The organism is Bacillus sp. ISL-18 (assembly GCF_018613415.1).
In the GTDB taxonomy this organism is placed as follows: Bacteria; Bacillota; Bacilli; order Bacillales; family Cytobacillaceae; genus Neobacillus.
Window position 1 is genome coordinate 53,916 of sequence record NZ_JAGGQG010000019.1, and the last position, 16,054, is coordinate 69,969.

Annotated in this window: 15 protein-coding genes; 4 read left to right on the forward strand and 11 right to left on the reverse strand. The window is 42.3% G+C overall.

Going from position 1 to position 16,054, the window contains the following annotated elements:
* Positions 1 to 16 precede the first annotated feature (16 nt).
* The 5 genes from J7E81_RS23445 to J7E81_RS23465 form a co-directional block, all read right to left on the reverse strand.
* A complete protein-coding gene (locus tag J7E81_RS23445) occupies positions 17 to 865 on the reverse strand; it encodes a DODA-type extradiol aromatic ring-opening family dioxygenase (RefSeq protein ID WP_215046043.1) in 849 nt (282 codons plus the stop codon).
* 97 nt (positions 866 to 962) lie between these two features.
* The gene (locus J7E81_RS23450; RefSeq protein WP_215046045.1) at positions 963 to 1,148 is read right to left on the reverse strand and encodes a 4-oxalocrotonate tautomerase; all 186 of its coding nucleotides are present in this window, start codon (positions 1,146 to 1,148) and stop codon (positions 963 to 965) included.
* A 167-nt stretch (positions 1,149 to 1,315) separates the two neighbouring features.
* Positions 1,316 to 2,098, reverse strand: a complete 783-nt coding sequence (locus J7E81_RS23455) for a 2-keto-4-pentenoate hydratase (protein WP_215046047.1) — start codon at positions 2,096 to 2,098, stop codon at positions 1,316 to 1,318.
* Between the two features lie 24 nt (positions 2,099 to 2,122).
* The gene (locus J7E81_RS23460) at positions 2,123 to 2,935 is read right to left on the reverse strand and encodes a 2-keto-4-pentenoate hydratase (RefSeq protein WP_374104084.1); all 813 of its coding nucleotides are present in this window, start codon (positions 2,933 to 2,935) and stop codon (positions 2,123 to 2,125) included.
* Complete coding sequence (locus J7E81_RS23465; protein WP_215046050.1) at positions 2,916 to 4,379, reverse strand: aldehyde dehydrogenase; 1,464 nt, start codon at positions 4,377 to 4,379, stop codon at positions 2,916 to 2,918. The genes J7E81_RS23460 and J7E81_RS23465 overlap by 20 nt, the downstream gene beginning before the upstream one ends.
* A 245-nt stretch (positions 4,380 to 4,624) precedes the next feature.
* On the opposite strand from J7E81_RS23465, the gene J7E81_RS23470 reads away from it, so the two are divergent.
* Both J7E81_RS23470 and J7E81_RS23475 read left to right on the forward strand, forming a co-directional pair.
* Complete coding sequence (locus J7E81_RS23470) at positions 4,625 to 5,404, forward strand: IclR family transcriptional regulator (protein WP_308162269.1); 780 nt, start codon at positions 4,625 to 4,627, stop codon at positions 5,402 to 5,404.
* A gap of 36 nt (positions 5,405 to 5,440) precedes the next feature.
* Positions 5,441 to 6,376, forward strand: a complete 936-nt coding sequence (locus J7E81_RS23475; RefSeq protein ID WP_215046052.1) for an amidohydrolase family protein — start codon at positions 5,441 to 5,443, stop codon at positions 6,374 to 6,376.
* Positions 6,377 to 6,424: 48 nt separating this feature from the next.
* Here the strand turns inward: J7E81_RS23475 and J7E81_RS23480 are convergent, their stop codons facing one another.
* Positions 6,425 to 7,108 carry a Dph6-related ATP pyrophosphatase gene (locus tag J7E81_RS23480; RefSeq protein WP_215046054.1) on the reverse strand — a complete coding sequence of 228 codons (684 nt, stop codon included), beginning with the start codon at positions 7,106 to 7,108 and terminating at the stop codon, positions 6,425 to 6,427.
* A gap of 403 nt (positions 7,109 to 7,511) precedes the next feature.
* Here J7E81_RS23480 and J7E81_RS23485 point away from each other — a divergent pair, with 403 nt between their 5' ends.
* Entirely contained in the window at positions 7,512 to 8,333 is an 822-nt protein-coding gene (locus J7E81_RS23485) for a Cof-type HAD-IIB family hydrolase (RefSeq protein WP_215046056.1), read from the forward strand.
* 124 nt (positions 8,334 to 8,457) lie between these two features.
* On the forward strand, positions 8,458 to 9,213 hold the full coding sequence (locus J7E81_RS23490; protein ID WP_215046057.1) for a hypothetical protein: 756 nt from the start codon (positions 8,458 to 8,460) through the stop codon (positions 9,211 to 9,213).
* Positions 9,214 to 9,463: 250 nt separating this feature from the next.
* Here the strand turns inward: J7E81_RS23490 and J7E81_RS23495 are convergent, their stop codons facing one another.
* From J7E81_RS23495 to J7E81_RS23515, 5 genes are all read right to left on the reverse strand, one after another.
* The gene (locus J7E81_RS23495; protein ID WP_215046059.1) at positions 9,464 to 10,399 is read right to left on the reverse strand and encodes a manganese-dependent inorganic pyrophosphatase; all 936 of its coding nucleotides are present in this window, start codon (positions 10,397 to 10,399) and stop codon (positions 9,464 to 9,466) included.
* A 159-nt stretch (positions 10,400 to 10,558) separates the two neighbouring features.
* A complete protein-coding gene (locus J7E81_RS23500; protein WP_215046061.1) occupies positions 10,559 to 11,767 on the reverse strand; it encodes an iron-containing alcohol dehydrogenase in 1,209 nt (402 codons plus the stop codon).
* Positions 11,768 to 11,786: 19 nt separating this feature from the next.
* Positions 11,787 to 13,310, reverse strand: coding sequence for an aldehyde dehydrogenase family protein (locus tag J7E81_RS23505; RefSeq protein ID WP_215046063.1), 1,524 nt, complete (start codon positions 13,308 to 13,310; stop codon positions 11,787 to 11,789).
* A 282-nt stretch (positions 13,311 to 13,592) separates the two neighbouring features.
* A complete protein-coding gene (locus J7E81_RS23510) occupies positions 13,593 to 14,486 on the reverse strand; it encodes a R2-like ligand-binding oxidase (RefSeq protein WP_215046065.1) in 894 nt (297 codons plus the stop codon).
* Between the two features lie 25 nt (positions 14,487 to 14,511).
* Complete coding sequence (locus tag J7E81_RS23515) at positions 14,512 to 16,029, reverse strand: long-chain-fatty-acid--CoA ligase (RefSeq protein ID WP_215046067.1); 1,518 nt, start codon at positions 16,027 to 16,029, stop codon at positions 14,512 to 14,514.
* Positions 16,030 to 16,054 lie beyond the last annotated feature (25 nt).

Consider the following 16,054-nt stretch of genomic DNA (forward strand, 5'->3'; position numbering starts at 1 on the left):
CCGGCTTAAAATCATCTTATTTTACTAATTCATCCTCTATTAATAAATTGATTTCTGGAGCTGTGACTTTACGAAAGGTAATCAGCACATTCCAGCTGCCTGAAGACTGACCGTCTGCATAGAAAGTAGGCTTACATTCATCATCAAGCAAGCTAAGCAGCATAGCAAGATGACGCCCGCCTGATTCGACTCTTGCTAACCTTGCATATTCTGGCAGCATATCATATGCGGATTGATAATCCTTGTTCATCACAAATTCAAGAAATTGCTTATCCATTGCATGCTCTGTGATGGTTGGTTTATTATGTCTGCCTCTTACTAAATTATGTGACAAGGCACCACTTGAAATAAAGACAACCCTTTTACTTGTTTCTTGTAAAACCTTTGCAATTTGCCGCCCCCACTGATAGGTCTCTTCGATACTGGCTGCCAATGTAACTGATAAATTGATAACGGGTATATCCGCATCTGGATTAAGGTACCGCAATGGAACCACACTTCCGTAATCCCACAGATAATATGGATCATTTACTCCCTGGACCTGGAGCCCTGCATCTTCACCGGCTTTTACGAGCTTGTTTGCTAATTCTTCATCACCTGGGTAGTTGTAAGGGAGGTCTTTAATTAGGTCTGGGGCTTCGAATGCTGTTAATATCCCTTTATGAACCGGTGTACAATCTACATAATGGAAAAACGTCGAAGGCCAGTGACATGATACTAACACAATCACATCTGGATTTATTTCTTTTATTTGTTTAGCGACTTCTTTCATGGATGAGGCCATATCCATTTGAAAATCCGGTACTTGGTCTTCATGACACATACTGGGAACATGGGGAGCTACCATACTAAATTCAATTGTCATAATACCCTCCTACAAAATTTGATAACTAAGGTAACGCTTACATAACAGATAAATTGTGGGGAGCAATGATCTTCCCCATGCTCCCATTTATCAATTCTTATCTTTCTGACGCAGGTATGCCTGCAATCCCCCAATGGGTTTTTGGTACTTCTGTTACAATGACCCTAATGCTTTCCTTTGGTGCATTCAAGGTTTCCTCAACCGTATGGGTAAGATTTTTAATTAGTTCTGTTACTTTTTCGGGAGGTCTTCCTTCCATAATTTGAACATTAATTAGTGGCATGCTACTCATCCTTTATTTTAGGCTGGGTTAATCTTGAAGGTTGATTTCCGCTCCAGGCGGCNNGCCCCGTACTCCCGCAGGAGTCTCCGCCGCCTTCCGCTACAATCAACAGGCAAAAAATCAACAGTAACCTTTAACACAGCCTTATTTTTAAAAAGTACTTCGACTTAATCAGTCACGGTAAAGGTTACTTCACCAAGCCCATCAAATTTCCCGCTGACGACATCACCATATTTCAGCATAACTGCACTGGTAATCCCGCCTGTTAAAATCACGTCACCCTTACGGACCTTTTCACCTTTTCTGGCAAGCATATTGGCCAGCATCGCGACGGAATGTGCCGGATGTCCTAAAACCGCTGCACCTGCCCCAAGTTCTTTTATTTCTCCATTAATGGACAAAGTTGAGCCAAGTAAATCCAATTCAAATTGCTCTGGTTTCTTTAAGGTTGTTCCAAATACCACTCTTGAGGTTGAGGCATTATCCGCAATCACATCTGGTAAAGTGAAATTGAAATTTTCATAACGGCTGTCGATGATTTCTAGAGCCGGAAGCACATATTCCGTTTTGGCGAGAACCTGTGCACCGGTTACCCCTGGACCTTCGATATCTTCCCCTATTACAAAGGCGATTTCCGCTTCCACCTTTGGATGGATCATCTCATGTAATAGCAGTTTTCCGCCATTTTCAATCAACATATAATCAAACACATATCCATAGATGGGATCTTCTATTCCCATTTGTTTCATTTTGGCAAAACTAGTTAAACCCATCTTGGGACCAACGATTCTTCTGCCTTCTTGCAGTTTCATTTGGACAATTTCTTCCTGAACTTGATAAGCTTCCTCTACAGTTAAATCCGGCTTTAGGTTGGTCGTTACCTTTACAACCTCCCTTTTTTCAAGCTCGGCGGCAACAAGATAATTAGCGATTTCCTTAATTTGACTCACATTGTTCCCCTCCTATTCTCCATATTAAAAGTGCACACTGACCTGGCCGAGATGAGCAAACCTTGCCGTAAAGGAATCTCCCTTTTCAGCTACCTCTGCAGCCGACAGCGCTCCTGAAAGTATCACTTCTCCCGCTCGAAGCGGGATATCAAATTCTGATAGTTTGTTGGCTAACCAGGCGACACACGTAGCTGGATTTCCTAACGCTGCTGCACCGACGCCAGTATTGACGAGTTCACCATTTTTCGTTAAGACCATGCCGATTAATTCAAGATCAATATCTTCTATTTTAGTAGGTTTTCCACCTAGCACGTAAAGACAAGATGAGCCATTGTCAGCAACCGTATCCTGCAGCTTAATCTTCCAATCTTGAACTCTGCTATCGACGATTTCAAGTGCCGGTACGATATACTCAGTGGCTTGAAGAACATCAAGAGTGGTCACATTGGGTCCACGTAAATCTTTTTTCAAAATAAAAGCAATCTCGGCTTCTACTTTTGGCAGAAGGACCGATTCTATTGAAATCGTTCCGCCATTTTCCACTACCATACTATCTAGCAAATGCCCATAATCCGGCTCATCCACTCCAAGCAGGTTTTGCATTGCTAAAGACGTTAAGCCGATCTTCTTGCCAACGATTTTTTGTCCTTCTGCTATTTTTTTATTAATATTTTCAAGCTGGATATAATAAGCTTCTTCGACTGTAAGCTCGGGATCAACTGATGTTAACGGAGCAATCCCCACTTTCGTCATTTCTGCCTCAGCTAACTGTTCTGCAAATTGTAATACTTTATTAGTCAACGTATTCCTTCCCTTCTTATAGTTTGATCGTGACATTGGAAAGTTCGGAGTAAAAATCGATACTATGCATGCCGCCCGTTCTGCCGATTCCACTATGCTTCATACCGCCAAAAGGTGTTCGTAAATCGCGTAAGAACCAAGTATTTACCCAAATAATCCCTGCCTCGAGCTGATGTGCGACCCGATGCGCTCTTCTTAAATCGTTTGTCCAGATCGTTGCACTTAATCCATAATGGGTATCATTTGCCTGCATCACCACTTCTTCTTCCATATCAAATGGCATAACGGTAACCACTGGTCCAAAGATTTCTTCACGAACACAGCGTGAATTTCGATCAAGCCCTACTAAAATAGTCGGTTCTAAGTAGTAACCTTTTTCATATCCATCCGGACGTTTTCCGCCGGTTAGGATGGTGGCTCCGTCTTCGCGGGCAATATCAATATAGCTGTTCACGCGGTCATAATGTTCTTTGCTGACTAGCGCACCTACATTCGTATCTGCTTCAAGCGGGTGGCCGACTTTTAAAGTTCTAACCCGTTCAGCAAATCTTGTTAAAAATTCTTCGTAAACTGGACGTTCCACATAAATTCGTGAACCGCACAAGCAAACTTCTCCTTGGTTCACAAAGCTGGATTTAATCGTGGTTTCGATCACTTCATCCAAATCAGAGTCAGCAAAGATAATGTTTGGATTTTTCCCGCCTAGTTCGAAGGAAAGCTTTTTCAAGGAATCGGCTGCTGATTTCATGATCGCTGTACCCGTTCTTGGCTCACCAATAAAGGAAATCGCATCCACATCCGGATGTTCCGAAATCGCCGCACCCGAGGAATTTGGTCCAAAACCATGGACAAGGTTTACCACACCATCTGGAACGCCTGCTTCTTTACAAATTTCCATTAATACAGTTGCGGTCATTGGTGTCCACTCGGCTGGTTTAATAACAGCTGTATTCCCCATGGCTAAACATGGCGCTAACTTCCATGTCAACAGTAGTAACGGCAGGTTCCACGGTTTAATAATCCCAACCACACCGACTGGGCGGCGATAGGAATAATGAAGAGCGATATCATCCTGCATATTGGAATCAGTGTTAACAGAAATCATATAATCAGCGAAAAAGTGAAAATTAAAGGCAGCACGCGGAATATCCACACTATTTGCTAATGAAAATGGCTTACCCGTATCCATGGATTCAAGATGTGCCAACTCTTCCTGTCTTTCAAGAATTAAATCGCCAATCCTGCGGATAATTTTTGAGCGTTCGACAATCGGCATGGTCTTCCATTTACCATTTAACGCTCGACGGGCTGCCGCTACTGCAAAATTAACTTCCTCTTTTCCCCCTTCAGCAACGGTTCCTAACACTTCTTCAGTTGCTGGGTTGATATTTTCAAACGTCTTGTGATTCTGTGATTCGACAAATTGGCCGTTGATAAAGTGCAAACAATTAATGGCTCTTACTCTAGTTTCTACTTCCATGTCGAAACTCCTCCTACAAAATAATTGATATTTTAATATTTTCTTAACATTATGGTAACGCTTCCGAATTTCACATACAACGCCACTGTTGCGCTATATGCAACAACATAAATATTTTTATAAATTTTTGTAAAAATTCTTAATAGTTAAAAATACTATTTTCATTTTCCGCTTTTTCTGGTATATTGCCCACATAGAGCAACCTTGTTTAACATAGTGAAACACATCAGAAAGAGGGATTTCATGTGGACGTAAATATCGAGAAGGAAAGTCACCTTTCTTCTGTAAAAAATGCCCTTCGGATCTTACAATCTTTTACCATGGATGAACCCGAAAAAAAGATCAGTGATCTATCTGCCGCGCTCGGTCTTAACAAAAGCACAGTCAGCCGAACAATGACAACGCTTGCAAGTGAAGGGTTTGTTTTCAAAGATCCAGAAACAAAAAAATATCGGTTAGGTCTTTCCATTTTATCGTTAAGTGGGATAGTCAGCAGTCAGATGGATATCTACAGGGAATCACAGCCTGTCTTAAATCGATTAGTGGAAAATATCGGGGAAACTGCACATATTTCAGTTTTGGATCAGTTAGACGTGATCTATCTCCAAAAGGTTGAATGTAATCATCCTGTCCGTTTCCTAACCCATATCGGTAAGCGAAATCCTCCTTACTGCACGAGTTCAGGTAAGGTCCTGCTTGCTCATTCTCCCGAAGAAGTAGCTAATCAGGTCATTGCGAAAGGCTTGAAAAAATTCACCAAGAATACCCTCACTAACCCGCAAAAGCTTCGGACTTATTTAAAACAAGTGAAAGAAAACGGTTATGCCAGTAGTACAGAAGAAATTTTGGAAGGGGTAACCTCCATCGCCGCCCCTATTTTTGATTACAGAGGAAAGGTCATTGCGGCACTATCAGTCGTCGGGCCAACCCAACGAATACAGCAGCATAAAATACAAGGTTTAGCAAAAAAGGTCATGAGTGCAGCAAAAGAGGTTTCACAAAGAATGGGTTATCGAGGTTACTAATCAATTATTTAAAATAGTTAAAAGGGGCTGTTTCGGTTGTATGATTTTCACACTCATTTTATCCCATCGGACGTTTTAACTTGGTTGAAGGATCACCAAAAAACAGTAAATGCAAAATGGATAAAAAAAGAAGAAAGTAAAGATGATTTCTTAGTCGTTAACGAAAAATGGGGCTTCGAATTGAAGAAATCGTTTACGGATGGCGAATTATACCTAGACGAGCAGGCAAAAGCAGGTGTTGCTCATTCCGTTTTATCGCCTATTCCCCAGCTTTTTATGTATGATTTTCCTGAAGACATCACGCTTGATCTATCCAATGTTTATAATCGTTCATTAGCCGAGTGGACCAAAACGTCGCCAAATAGACTCTCAGCGTTAGGAACCGTTCCACTTACCAACCCTATTAAAGCAGCCAAGGTCTTACAAGATGCCATGAATTTGGGACTTAAGGGAGTCATTATCGGACCTGGACTTGAAAATCAAATGTTAACCGATGAATTTTTCAAGCCCTTCTTTGAAGAAGCTAATCGTCTAAAAGCGATTGTATTTATCCATCCTTTATTATGCGAAGACCCTCGATTAAAGAGAAGAATGATGCCTAATTTAATTGGCGTTCCTTGGGAAACGACGGTTTGTTCAACGGACCTCTTGTTAAGTGGTTTGATTGATCAGTTTCCTAAAGTAAAAATATTATTTGCTCATGGCGGCGGTTTGCTTCCTTACCAGATTGGCAGGCTGGACAAGGGATTTGACCAATGGCCGCAAGTTTCATCCCAGTTAAAGGCCAAACCATCGGAATACTTGAAACGCTTTTGGTATGATACGGTGTTATGGAACCAAGATAGCCTGGATTTCCTAATCAAAACGGTTGGTGAGAATCGTGTTGTCCCCGGTTCTGATTATCCATTTGACCTATCTGTTTGGCCACCCACAGGAAACCATGAATTGGCCGTTCGTTCATTACTCGATTAATACTTAAAAAGGTAGTTTAGTTAAAAATGAAGCAGGGAGCCCCCTGCTTCATTTGCTTGGAATTAAATCGGTATAACAGAATCTTATTTGACCAGTATAGATGTCGTTGGTAAACTTTTTCTCGCCCAATTTAAAACGAATAGGCTCTTTAAATATGGGACCATCAAAAACAAAGGAATGGTATTCCCCGTTTTCCCCGCAAGGGTCTACCTCCACTGGAAGGTCCTCCAAAAATGGTTGAGTGATTTCCTTGCCTGAAAAACCCTCAGACAATCGAGTCAAATCTACACAAGTCGTAATCGTCCGATAGCCTAGGGAAAGAAAGCGATGAATCAATTCCGAAGTGTTTAAACCCCATAAAGGGAATACCGGTGTGATCCCTACAGGCTTTAACATTTCCTCCCGATACTTGCGCACATCTTCAAGAAATAAGTCGCCAAATGCGATGTGATCAATGCCCAATTCCTTCATGGCATCCATTTCTTTCAGCATTATTGCTCCATATTCTTCATTTGAACACTGTTCAGGGATTCTGATTTTTTTCAATGGAAGACCGATAGACTCTGCTTGGGCCTCTAGCAATTTCTCTCGTACCCCATGAATACTCGTCCGATTAAATCCATCGGTGACCGTTGAAAATAATAGTTTGACCTCATATTCGGTTGAATTCAATAGTTCATGTAAAGCCAACGTTGAATCCTTACCACTAAAGGAAACGGCTGTTTTTTTCATTCTACTCCCCTCCTAATGGTATGTTAACAGACTTTTCATCTCTCTTGTGCAATAAAATATAGAAACTTATCCATTATGTTTATAGAACAACTATTGAATATACAAGCTACCACTTTACCTTCCGAAAAGCCCTTCTTTCAGCGTATTCTGAGCAAGGAATACAAACCTTCACCTCTTCCCCTTTATCGTTAAGATACTTCCTTAATGGACTGACTTTTCGATGACAAATGACACACTTATTTTTAAACATCTTAAATAAAAACAATGTTTTTCACCTTCGTTAGGTTTCGAATTTACTATAGTTTATTAGAAAAATTCTTAATTGGATTCATTTGTATTAAGTTTTTTTCCTAGATTTATAGTAAGATGGGTTAAGAACAAAGTATAGAAAGGACACATCAAAATGTTATATAAAATGATTGTACTAGATTTAGATGATACTTTACTTCAAGACGACCACACCATTTCCCCTCGCACGAAACAGGCGTTAATGGATGCTCAAAAGGGTGGTGTAAAGGTTGTATTAGCTTCAGGGCGTCCAACCTCAGCCATGTATGCTATTGCCGATGAACTTAACCTGAAAGATTATGGCAGCTTCATTCTTTCCTTCAATGGTGCCAAAATAACGAACTGTCAAACTGGTGAAGAGCTTTTTAGCAGCACCTTGTCCCCCGAGACCGCGCACCAATTATATGAACTAAGCCGCCGTGAAGATGTGTTTATTCACACTTATGTTGGCGATTTGATTGTTACCGAGGCAGGAAATCAATATACCAATATAGAAGCTGAAATTACCGGCTTGGATGTTTTGGAGGTCGACAGTTTTGTTGAGTCGGTCAATGAACCGGTTGTAAAAGTGTTAATGGTCGATGATCCTAATAAACTTGTCGAAGTAGAGAAAATGCTTCAGCAAGAATTGGCGGAGGAACTAAGTGTGATGCGTTCGAAACCGTTCTTTTTGGAATTTACGGAAAAAGGAGTTACAAAAGGAACCAGCCTAAATCAGTTAATCGGACAACTTGGTATTACGCGCGAAGAAGTCATTGCCATCGGCGACAGCTACAACGATTTAGCGATGATTGAGTTCGCTGGACTTGGTGTTGCCATGGGGAATGCCCCGCAAGATATTAAGGATAAAGCAAATTATGTAACTGACTCTAATATGAATGATGGTGTAGCAAAGGTTGTAGAGAAATTTGTTTTAAATACGCCCGTCATTGTTTGATTCCAAACGCTTGGATATTCCAAGCGTTTTTTGTTTTATTATGTTCCCTAGCCCAATCATGTCCCCAGATTCAATCTCTTTGCATAAACTATCACAATCTAACAAATAAAAGGCGGAGAGAGGTATGGGACTATTCATTAATAAGAAGGAACATCCGAATTTATTCAAAAATAGCAATCAATTGAAGGAATCAAACCAAGTGGAAGCAAGGCAAGATTTCCTAACTGAACTAATAAAGGAGCAGCAAAAGGCAAATACGGCTCTGAACCAGGCATTATCGGAACTCCAGATACGTTACAAGGAGCAAACAGATGCTCAGAATACCCAATGGAAACAGGTAGATTATCAGCTAAGCGATTTAAAGAATAGTACGTATAGACAGCAGAAATTTGAAAACGAAATGGTCACCAATTTACATTCTCTACATGAAAAGAATGTCCATTTAGAGGCTATTATTGAAAAGGAAACACAAGTAAGGGAATCCCTGTCTGGTCAAATCAGTCAAATTAGTAAGACTTGTGACAGTATTGCAGAACGTTTAGATAAGAATGAAGACACTCAGCTGCAGCTTGCCCAACAAATGCAAGAACAACTTGAGATGCAAAAACAAGCTGCCCAAAAGCTAACGAAACAAGAAGAGATCCATGAGGGAATGTTAGAGCGGCTTGACCAGCAGGATGCATTATTAGATAAACTAGCCCGTCAAGTAAACCATATTCGTTCCATTCTATTTGAACGGACTAATTACTTGGCAGGAAAAATAGAGGACGGCTATAAACTTACCTCATCTTATGTCTACAAATTAATGACCGGCTCCGAACAACCGCTGACATTTTTCTTAATGAATCAAAAGAAAGAAGAAACGCAGGATGTTGAATAAGTTAACCTTCGAACCACAAGAACAAAAGCGCAAGCGCCTTGGTTAGCCCCGACAAGCATAAGACGAGCCGGCTGAAAGGTTGTTCTTTAACCTTTTGGACGGATTGGCTGTACACCATCGAGGGGCTAGGCGCTGGAGCTGGACGTATCTAACCCTGTAAAAGGTTATCCACAAGTAGTAAATCTATAATTTCCTAGAACACAAAAAAACCGGCCATGCTAAGCATGATCGGTTTTAGTTTTGCACTCTATTAGATACCTTGATTAAAGATATCAGTTAATACAGGAACAATTTGTTTTTTACGTGATACAACGCCCTTTAAGGTTGCTGCATTATTTTCTAATGTAACATTGTAGGCTTTTTCAACCGCAGCCGCTTTGCTTCCAATCGCTAAACCAACAGAATCATTTGTTAAGATATCTGTCACAACAAACAAGAATAAGTCTAAGTTCTTTTCTGCAACAATGTTGGAAATGGCCGCTTCTAATTCAGCTTGACGTTCTAGGACATCAGCAGTGTCCACTACGTTCACTTGCGCGATTTCAACTTTGCTTGAACCCATCTCGAATTCTTTAGCATCAAGGCTTAGAAGGTCAGCAATCGATTTATCACGAACGTCCGCCCCTGCTTTTAACATTTCCAAACCATACGTTTCAGCCTCGACACCAGCAATTGCCGCTAATTCCTTCGCTGCTGCAACATCTTCCGGCGTACAAGTTGGTGATTTGAACAATAAAGAGTCGGAAATGATCGCAGACAACATAAGACCAGCGATTTCTTTCTTAATTTCTTTACCGTTTTCTTTGTACATTTTGTTTAAAATAGTTGCTGTACAGCCAACAGGCTCGCAGCGGTAGTATAAAGGATCGCTTGTTTCAAAGTTAGCGATACGGTGGTGGTCAATAACCTCTAACACACGTACATCTGCAATATCATTAGCACTTTGCTGGCGTTCGTTGTGGTCTACTAAGATAACAGAATTCACTTCAGACGCAACAGCTTCCACTAAACGAGGAACTTCAGCGTTAAAAGTTGTAAGTGCAAATTGTGTTTCGCCATTGATTTGACCAAGACGAACTGGTTCGGCGTCTACGCCTAATTGTTTTTTCAAATCTGCATAGGCAATTGCCGAACAGATTGTATCGGTGTCTGGGTTTTTATGACCGAAAATAAGGACTTTTTCCATTTTACTACTCCTACTCATTAAAAATTTTATGTAAATCAATCCAATACTAAAAAGGACCCTATTGCAAATTATATATCAAGATGTATATGGATACAAAGCAAAAAATACAAAAAGAAACAAAGGTATGCTAAGCAGAGTACCTTTGTTTCTTTTCAATCCTTATTTTACTGTTACAGGGACAACCCTCTGTCCAATCGCAGAAATTAATTCAGGCGGCATTGGGAAGCTAAGGGCAGCAGGATCCTTCATGACAGCCGGAATCGTTGCGGTTAAGGCCTCTTCACTAATATTGTACTGCTTAAAGTCTGCTGGCAATCCGACGCTTTGCTGCAGCCATCTTATTTTATCAATCACTTTAGCAAGCGCTGTTTGAGGGGTATCCTCCTTTACATTGACATCCATTGCCTGGGCCAATTCAGCAGCCTTTGGCAAATATAATTGCGGAACAAGCTCCATCACCACCGGTAAAAAGACGGCATTGGCTAAGCCATGTGGGATGCGGAACAAGGCACCATAGGCATGGGCCATATTATGAACAGGTATCGCATTAAGCGCAAAGCTAAACGCAGTAATTCCCATTAGACTTGCCTGCAATAAATCCATTCGAGCATCTAAATTGCCGCCATCACCTACAGCCACAGGAAGATTTTTTTCAATGAGACGGATGGCATGCAGGGCATAGGCATCCGTTAGACCAGTCGCTGTTGGAGATGCTAGTGCTTCAATCGCATGTGTTAACGCATCAAATCCGGTAAAGGCCGTAATCAGCGGCGGAAGGCCAACTGTCAAATCAGGATCCAATATGGCAATATCCGCATTGATAAACGGATTAATAATGTTTGTCTTCATTTGAATGTCTTCATTAAAAATAACGGCAATCGGAGAAACTTCCGATCCAGTTCCCGCTGTTGTCGGGATCGCAATATGCGGGATCGGAATAAAATTTGCTTTCGGAAATTGCTCATATAAAAAGCCGCCTGGGATTGCCTCTTTTATATCCAACAAGCCTTTATGAAGCGCATATTTGACCCCTTTTACCGTATCTAGTACACTTCCGCCGCCTACAGCTAGTAAACTATCTGCGCCCACTTCCTTGGCATAACGGACGGCATCATTGATACAGCGGCTTTCAGCGTCCTGTGCTATGTCCAAATACGTTCCGACAAGCTGCGGGCCAGAACCATGACCAGTCAATTCAAAAATGGATGCCACTTTTTCAACTATTCCTGCCTTTTCCAAACCGCGGTCACTTAAGAGGAGAACACGCTTGGCTCCAAGACCGGCAAATAAACTTGGCACCATTGCCCGGGAATTTGATCCGCTGTAAATACCAGTACGTAACATAAACTGTGATAGAGTTGTTTTCATAATCCTTTTCACCTCTTCATTAGTTTTGGCCAAACAGAATTCCATACCAGTTGCGTCGATCCAATTCAGGCGACATGGAGGTATGAACATGCTTTACTTGTGTATAGGCATCAAGTGAATGCTTGCCCATCTCCCGGCCGATGCCGCTTTGCTTATAACCGCCAAACGGTGCATCACTGCGGAGCATATGCCAGTCGTTAATCCAGACAACACCCGCTTGAAGTTTCCTAGCAACCTCATAGGCTTTATTCACATCACGTGTCCAGACACCGGCGGCTAATCCATAAATCGTATCATTGGCCATTTGAATCGCTTCATCTAGGTAAGAATAACGAATCACACAAAGGACTGGCCCAAATATCTCCTCCTGAGCAATTTTCATATCATTTGTGACATTGGTAAAAATCGTCGGTTCGATAAAGTGACCTTGCTCACAGCCAGGGACAATCACTTCCTTCCCGCCGCAGACAAGTGTTGCCCCTTCTTGCTTACCAGACTCAATATAAGAGAGAATTGTTTCTTTTTGTTTTTTTGAAATCACTGGTCCGACATCTGTTGCCGGGTCTAGAGGATTGCCTAGTTTTAGTTTGCCGGCAAGGGCAACAAGTCCGGCTGCCACTTGATCATGGAGTTTATCGGGTACAAATAAACGTGTTCCAGACTCACACAGCTGACCGGAATGAAGGAATACACCGAAAAGGCTCCCTGGCAGCGCAATATTCAGATCCGCGTCCTCCAAGAGGATATTGGGCGATTTTCCGCCAAGCTCCAAGGTTGTGTTTTTAATCGTGCCGGCGGCAAGCCCCATAATTCTTCTGCCAACCTCTGTTGAGCCAGTAAAAGCCACCTTATCGACCAGCGGATGGTTGACTAAGGCTTCTCCTACTTCTGCACCTCCTCCGGTTACAACATTGATGACACCTGGCGGGACCACTTCTGAAATAATCTCAGCTAATTTTAATGTAGAAAGTGGGGTGTAACTGGCTGGCTTGATGACGATCGTATTACCCATTGCGAGTGCAGGCGCTATTTTCCATGTTGCGATGACCATTGGGAGGTTCCATGGAGTAATTGCCGCACATACACCGATTGGTTCACGCCAAATGAAGTTATGTGCAGGTCCCGGGAATGGCGGAACCGGAAGCGTTTCTGAGAAGGAATATTCCAGCGTAAAGTTGGCGAGTGTCTGAAACAAGTCGACCATTTGTAAAATATCGCTATTGCCAATCCGCCTTACTGTCCCGCCTGAACTGATTGCTTCTAAATAGGCTAGTTCTTGGGCATGCTCGGCGATTTTATAAGAAATGGCATAAAGTACTTTGGCACGTTCCTTTGGATTCATCGTTTTCCAGTCACCCTTGTCAAAAGCGGCGCGGGCAGCTTTGACGGCAATGTCCACATCCTTTTCGGTCCCTTTTGCTACTTTCGCCACAAGCTCCCCGGTTGCGGGATTGAACACATCAAAGGTCTCCCCCCTGCTCGCTTGCTCCCACTTTCCATTGATAAAGTGGGGAAAAGTTTGTACGTCTACATTTACTGTCATTATTTCTTCTTCCTCTTCTATACTTAGATTTTAATGACGAGTCCTTTAGGCACAATTGAAGTTTTTTTGACCGTAGCTCCCCCTGTGACCACAAAATGGGCACAATAATTATTTTTTTTGACCGTCGATGCCCTCTACCTTTTACCAACGGTCACAATTATTTCTTTTTGTGACCGTCTACAGTTTTTTCTTCCTAAAACGGGCACAATTATTTCTATTTGTGACCGTCAACTAGCTTTTCCCTCCTAACAAGGGCACAATTACCTCATCATTTCATTCTTCCTACAACACTCCTAACTCACTATCTGTATATCTATAAATCTCTTCGATCTTTTTGCCTCTTGCTCTCGCTAAAATTTCCATTCGAACAGATAACTGTTTGAGCGTAAAATTCATCACGTCATCAGGATTGCCTCCGAATGCACTTACCTCCCTTCCTGCAATGCCCTCCTGATTGAGCCGAATCGCTAAGGGGGTAAGTTCCCCCATCTTGGCGGCAACAAAATCAAATAGATGCGGGTGTTCACAAATCAAACGCTGCAGCAGGAATGTGCCATAGCCAATATGGCGCGACTCATCCTTCTTTAAATTTCCAATCCCTTCTAAAAGCCCTGGCATAATCCCCGCCGTTTCAAGAGCCGCATAAAAGGAAAAGTAGCCAGTTTCCGCTAAGACACCTTCGACAAACATGTTATACACCACAGATGCTTCAGCAATCGCCTCTGGGGATTGATCGGTCACAAGGCGGCCCATTGCTGCGGGCAGGATTTCATAGAAAATCTTTTGATAGGTTTCCGTATGAAAATGGGACAAATCTCCCCTCTCGCCAATTGCATTCAAGACCAAACGGAAGAACTCTGTGTGTTTTGCTTCCTCGTACAAAAAGGTCGTTAAAAACATTTCTTCCTCCAGCCGGCCTTCTTTGGCGATCGCCATCATTAGTGGCAGTAAATCTAATGTAACAGCCTCCTCACCCGCTTGAAATTGAGAAATTAAGCGGAGGATGTCCTCTTGCTGTTCAACTGTCATCGACTTCCAATCCTTTTGATCCTGAGTAAAATCGATATCTGCCGGATTCCATGTTCCTAACCGTTTTGCTTTTTGATAAAGACGATATGGGAATGATTCTTCCAGCAATCCCCTTGTGCTTGTCGTTAAAATCGTTCTTTTTTCCATCGTAATATCTCCCCTCAGTCTGGTTTTAACGAATCACAATATCTGTTGCCGTTTTGCGCAGATGGGTCTTTAAAATTTTACCGACCCCATTCCGCGGCAGTGCCTCTAGGAAAATAACTCTCCGCGGTGTTTTGTTTTTTGCCAGGTGGTCCTGACAAAAGCGAATTAACTCCTCTTCCGTAACCTCGTTTCCAGGCTGCTTTACAACACAGGCGACCAGTTCCTCCCCCATTCGTTCATCAGGAACTCCGACAACAGCGGCTTCAAACACAGCTGGATGTCCATTTAAGATTTCTTCGACATCACGAGGATAGACATTAAAACCGCCGCGAATAATCAGATCTTTTTTTCGGTCAACTATATACACGTAGCCTTCATCATCAACCCGGGCCATGTCCCCCGTAAATAACCATGAATCATTTAACACTCGGTCGGTTTCTTCCTGATTTTGATAGTAACCAGGTGTAACATTATCACCACGGACGACTAATTCTCCGACTTCGCCGGCAGAAACCTCCACCCCATTTTCATCGATAATTTTGATAGCGACCCCTGGGATTGGCACACCGACAGAACCTGGTTTAACCTCTATTCGTTTACTGTGGGCGGTAACAACCGGTGCGGCTTCTGACAGTCCATAGCCCTCAAGCACCTTGGCACCGAACTTTTGTTGGAAGGCATTCAAAAGAGCAACTGGCAGCGGTGCCGATCCCGATCCTACTGATTCCAGACTTGAAGTATCATAGTCATCCGCATTCGGGAAGGAAAACATCGCATGAATCATCGCAGGCACAGCTGAAAAGGTCCTTACGCGATAGGTCTCAATCGCTTTAAAAACCTCTTTGACATCAAAGCTAGAAAAAACAACAATCGCACTGCCTGTGAGGTAACATACGTTAGAAACAGTTAATCCATAAACGTGGGCAAGCGGCAGGACGCCCAAGGTGGTGCCTCTCTCTGTATCATTGTGCTTCGCTGAATTTAGAGCATTGGAAAATAAATTTTTATGGGTTAACAAGACTCCTTTCGGATTTCCCGTTGTCCCTGACGTGTATAAGATAACAGCTGTATCGTCAACGTTACCGTCATCCACTAAATCGGACTCGACTTGGTTCATACAATCGTAAAAGTTTGTTAGATTCTCGTTTGATGGGAGATCGGTTATAATGACCGCCGGTCTTTCAGGCAAAGCTTCTAATGATTTTTCAACATTTTGAAGGACATAGGATGAGGTTATGATTGCTTTTGCTTCAGAGTTTCTGGAAATATAATGAAGTTCTTTTGGATGAAGGGTAAACATCACAGGTACGATAATGGCCCCCGCTCTCGTTACACCCTGATAGGCAAAGAGGACTTCCGGGCAGTTTGGCATACAAATCATGACTCGGTCACCTTTTGCAATCCCCATTCTCCGCAGGCCGGCAGCAAACTGGTCTGCATATCGTCTGGTTTCTAGATTGGTATAGATTCTCTCTTTGAAAAATAAGAATGGATACTCTCCAAATTCCGATATGTTGGTCTCAAGCAGATCCTTAAGCTTCACGGAATCATCTCCCTTAGTAGAATGA

Coding starts and splice junctions, on each gene's coding strand:
- J7E81_RS23465 (WP_215046050.1), bottom strand. CDS start 4,379: ATGGAAGTAGAAACTAGAGTAAGAGCCATTAATTGTTTGCACTTTATC.
- J7E81_RS23480 (WP_215046054.1), bottom strand. CDS start 7,108: ATGAAAAAAACAGCCGTTTCCTTTAGTGGTAAGGATTCAACGTTGGCT.
- J7E81_RS23460 (WP_374104084.1), bottom strand. CDS start 2,935: ATGTCACGATCAAACTATAAGAAGGGAAGGAATACGTTGACTAATAAA.
- J7E81_RS23495 (WP_215046059.1), bottom strand. CDS start 10,399: ATGGAAAAAGTCCTTATTTTCGGTCATAAAAACCCAGACACCGATACA.
- J7E81_RS23505 (WP_215046063.1), bottom strand. CDS start 13,310: ATGACAGTAAATGTAGACGTACAAACTTTTCCCCACTTTATCAATGGA.
- J7E81_RS23500 (WP_215046061.1), bottom strand. CDS start 11,767: ATGAAAACAACTCTATCACAGTTTATGTTACGTACTGGTATTTACAGC.
- J7E81_RS23490 (WP_215046057.1), top strand. CDS start 8,458: ATGGGACTATTCATTAATAAGAAGGAACATCCGAATTTATTCAAAAAT.
- J7E81_RS23445 (WP_215046043.1), bottom strand. CDS start 865: ATGACAATTGAATTTAGTATGGTAGCTCCCCATGTTCCCAGTATGTGT.
- J7E81_RS23485 (WP_215046056.1), top strand. CDS start 7,512: ATGTTATATAAAATGATTGTACTAGATTTAGATGATACTTTACTTCAA.
- J7E81_RS23450 (WP_215046045.1), bottom strand. CDS start 1,148: ATGCCACTAATTAATGTTCAAATTATGGAAGGAAGACCTCCCGAAAAA.
- J7E81_RS23510 (WP_215046065.1), bottom strand. CDS start 14,486: ATGGAAAAAAGAACGATTTTAACGACAAGCACAAGGGGATTGCTGGAA.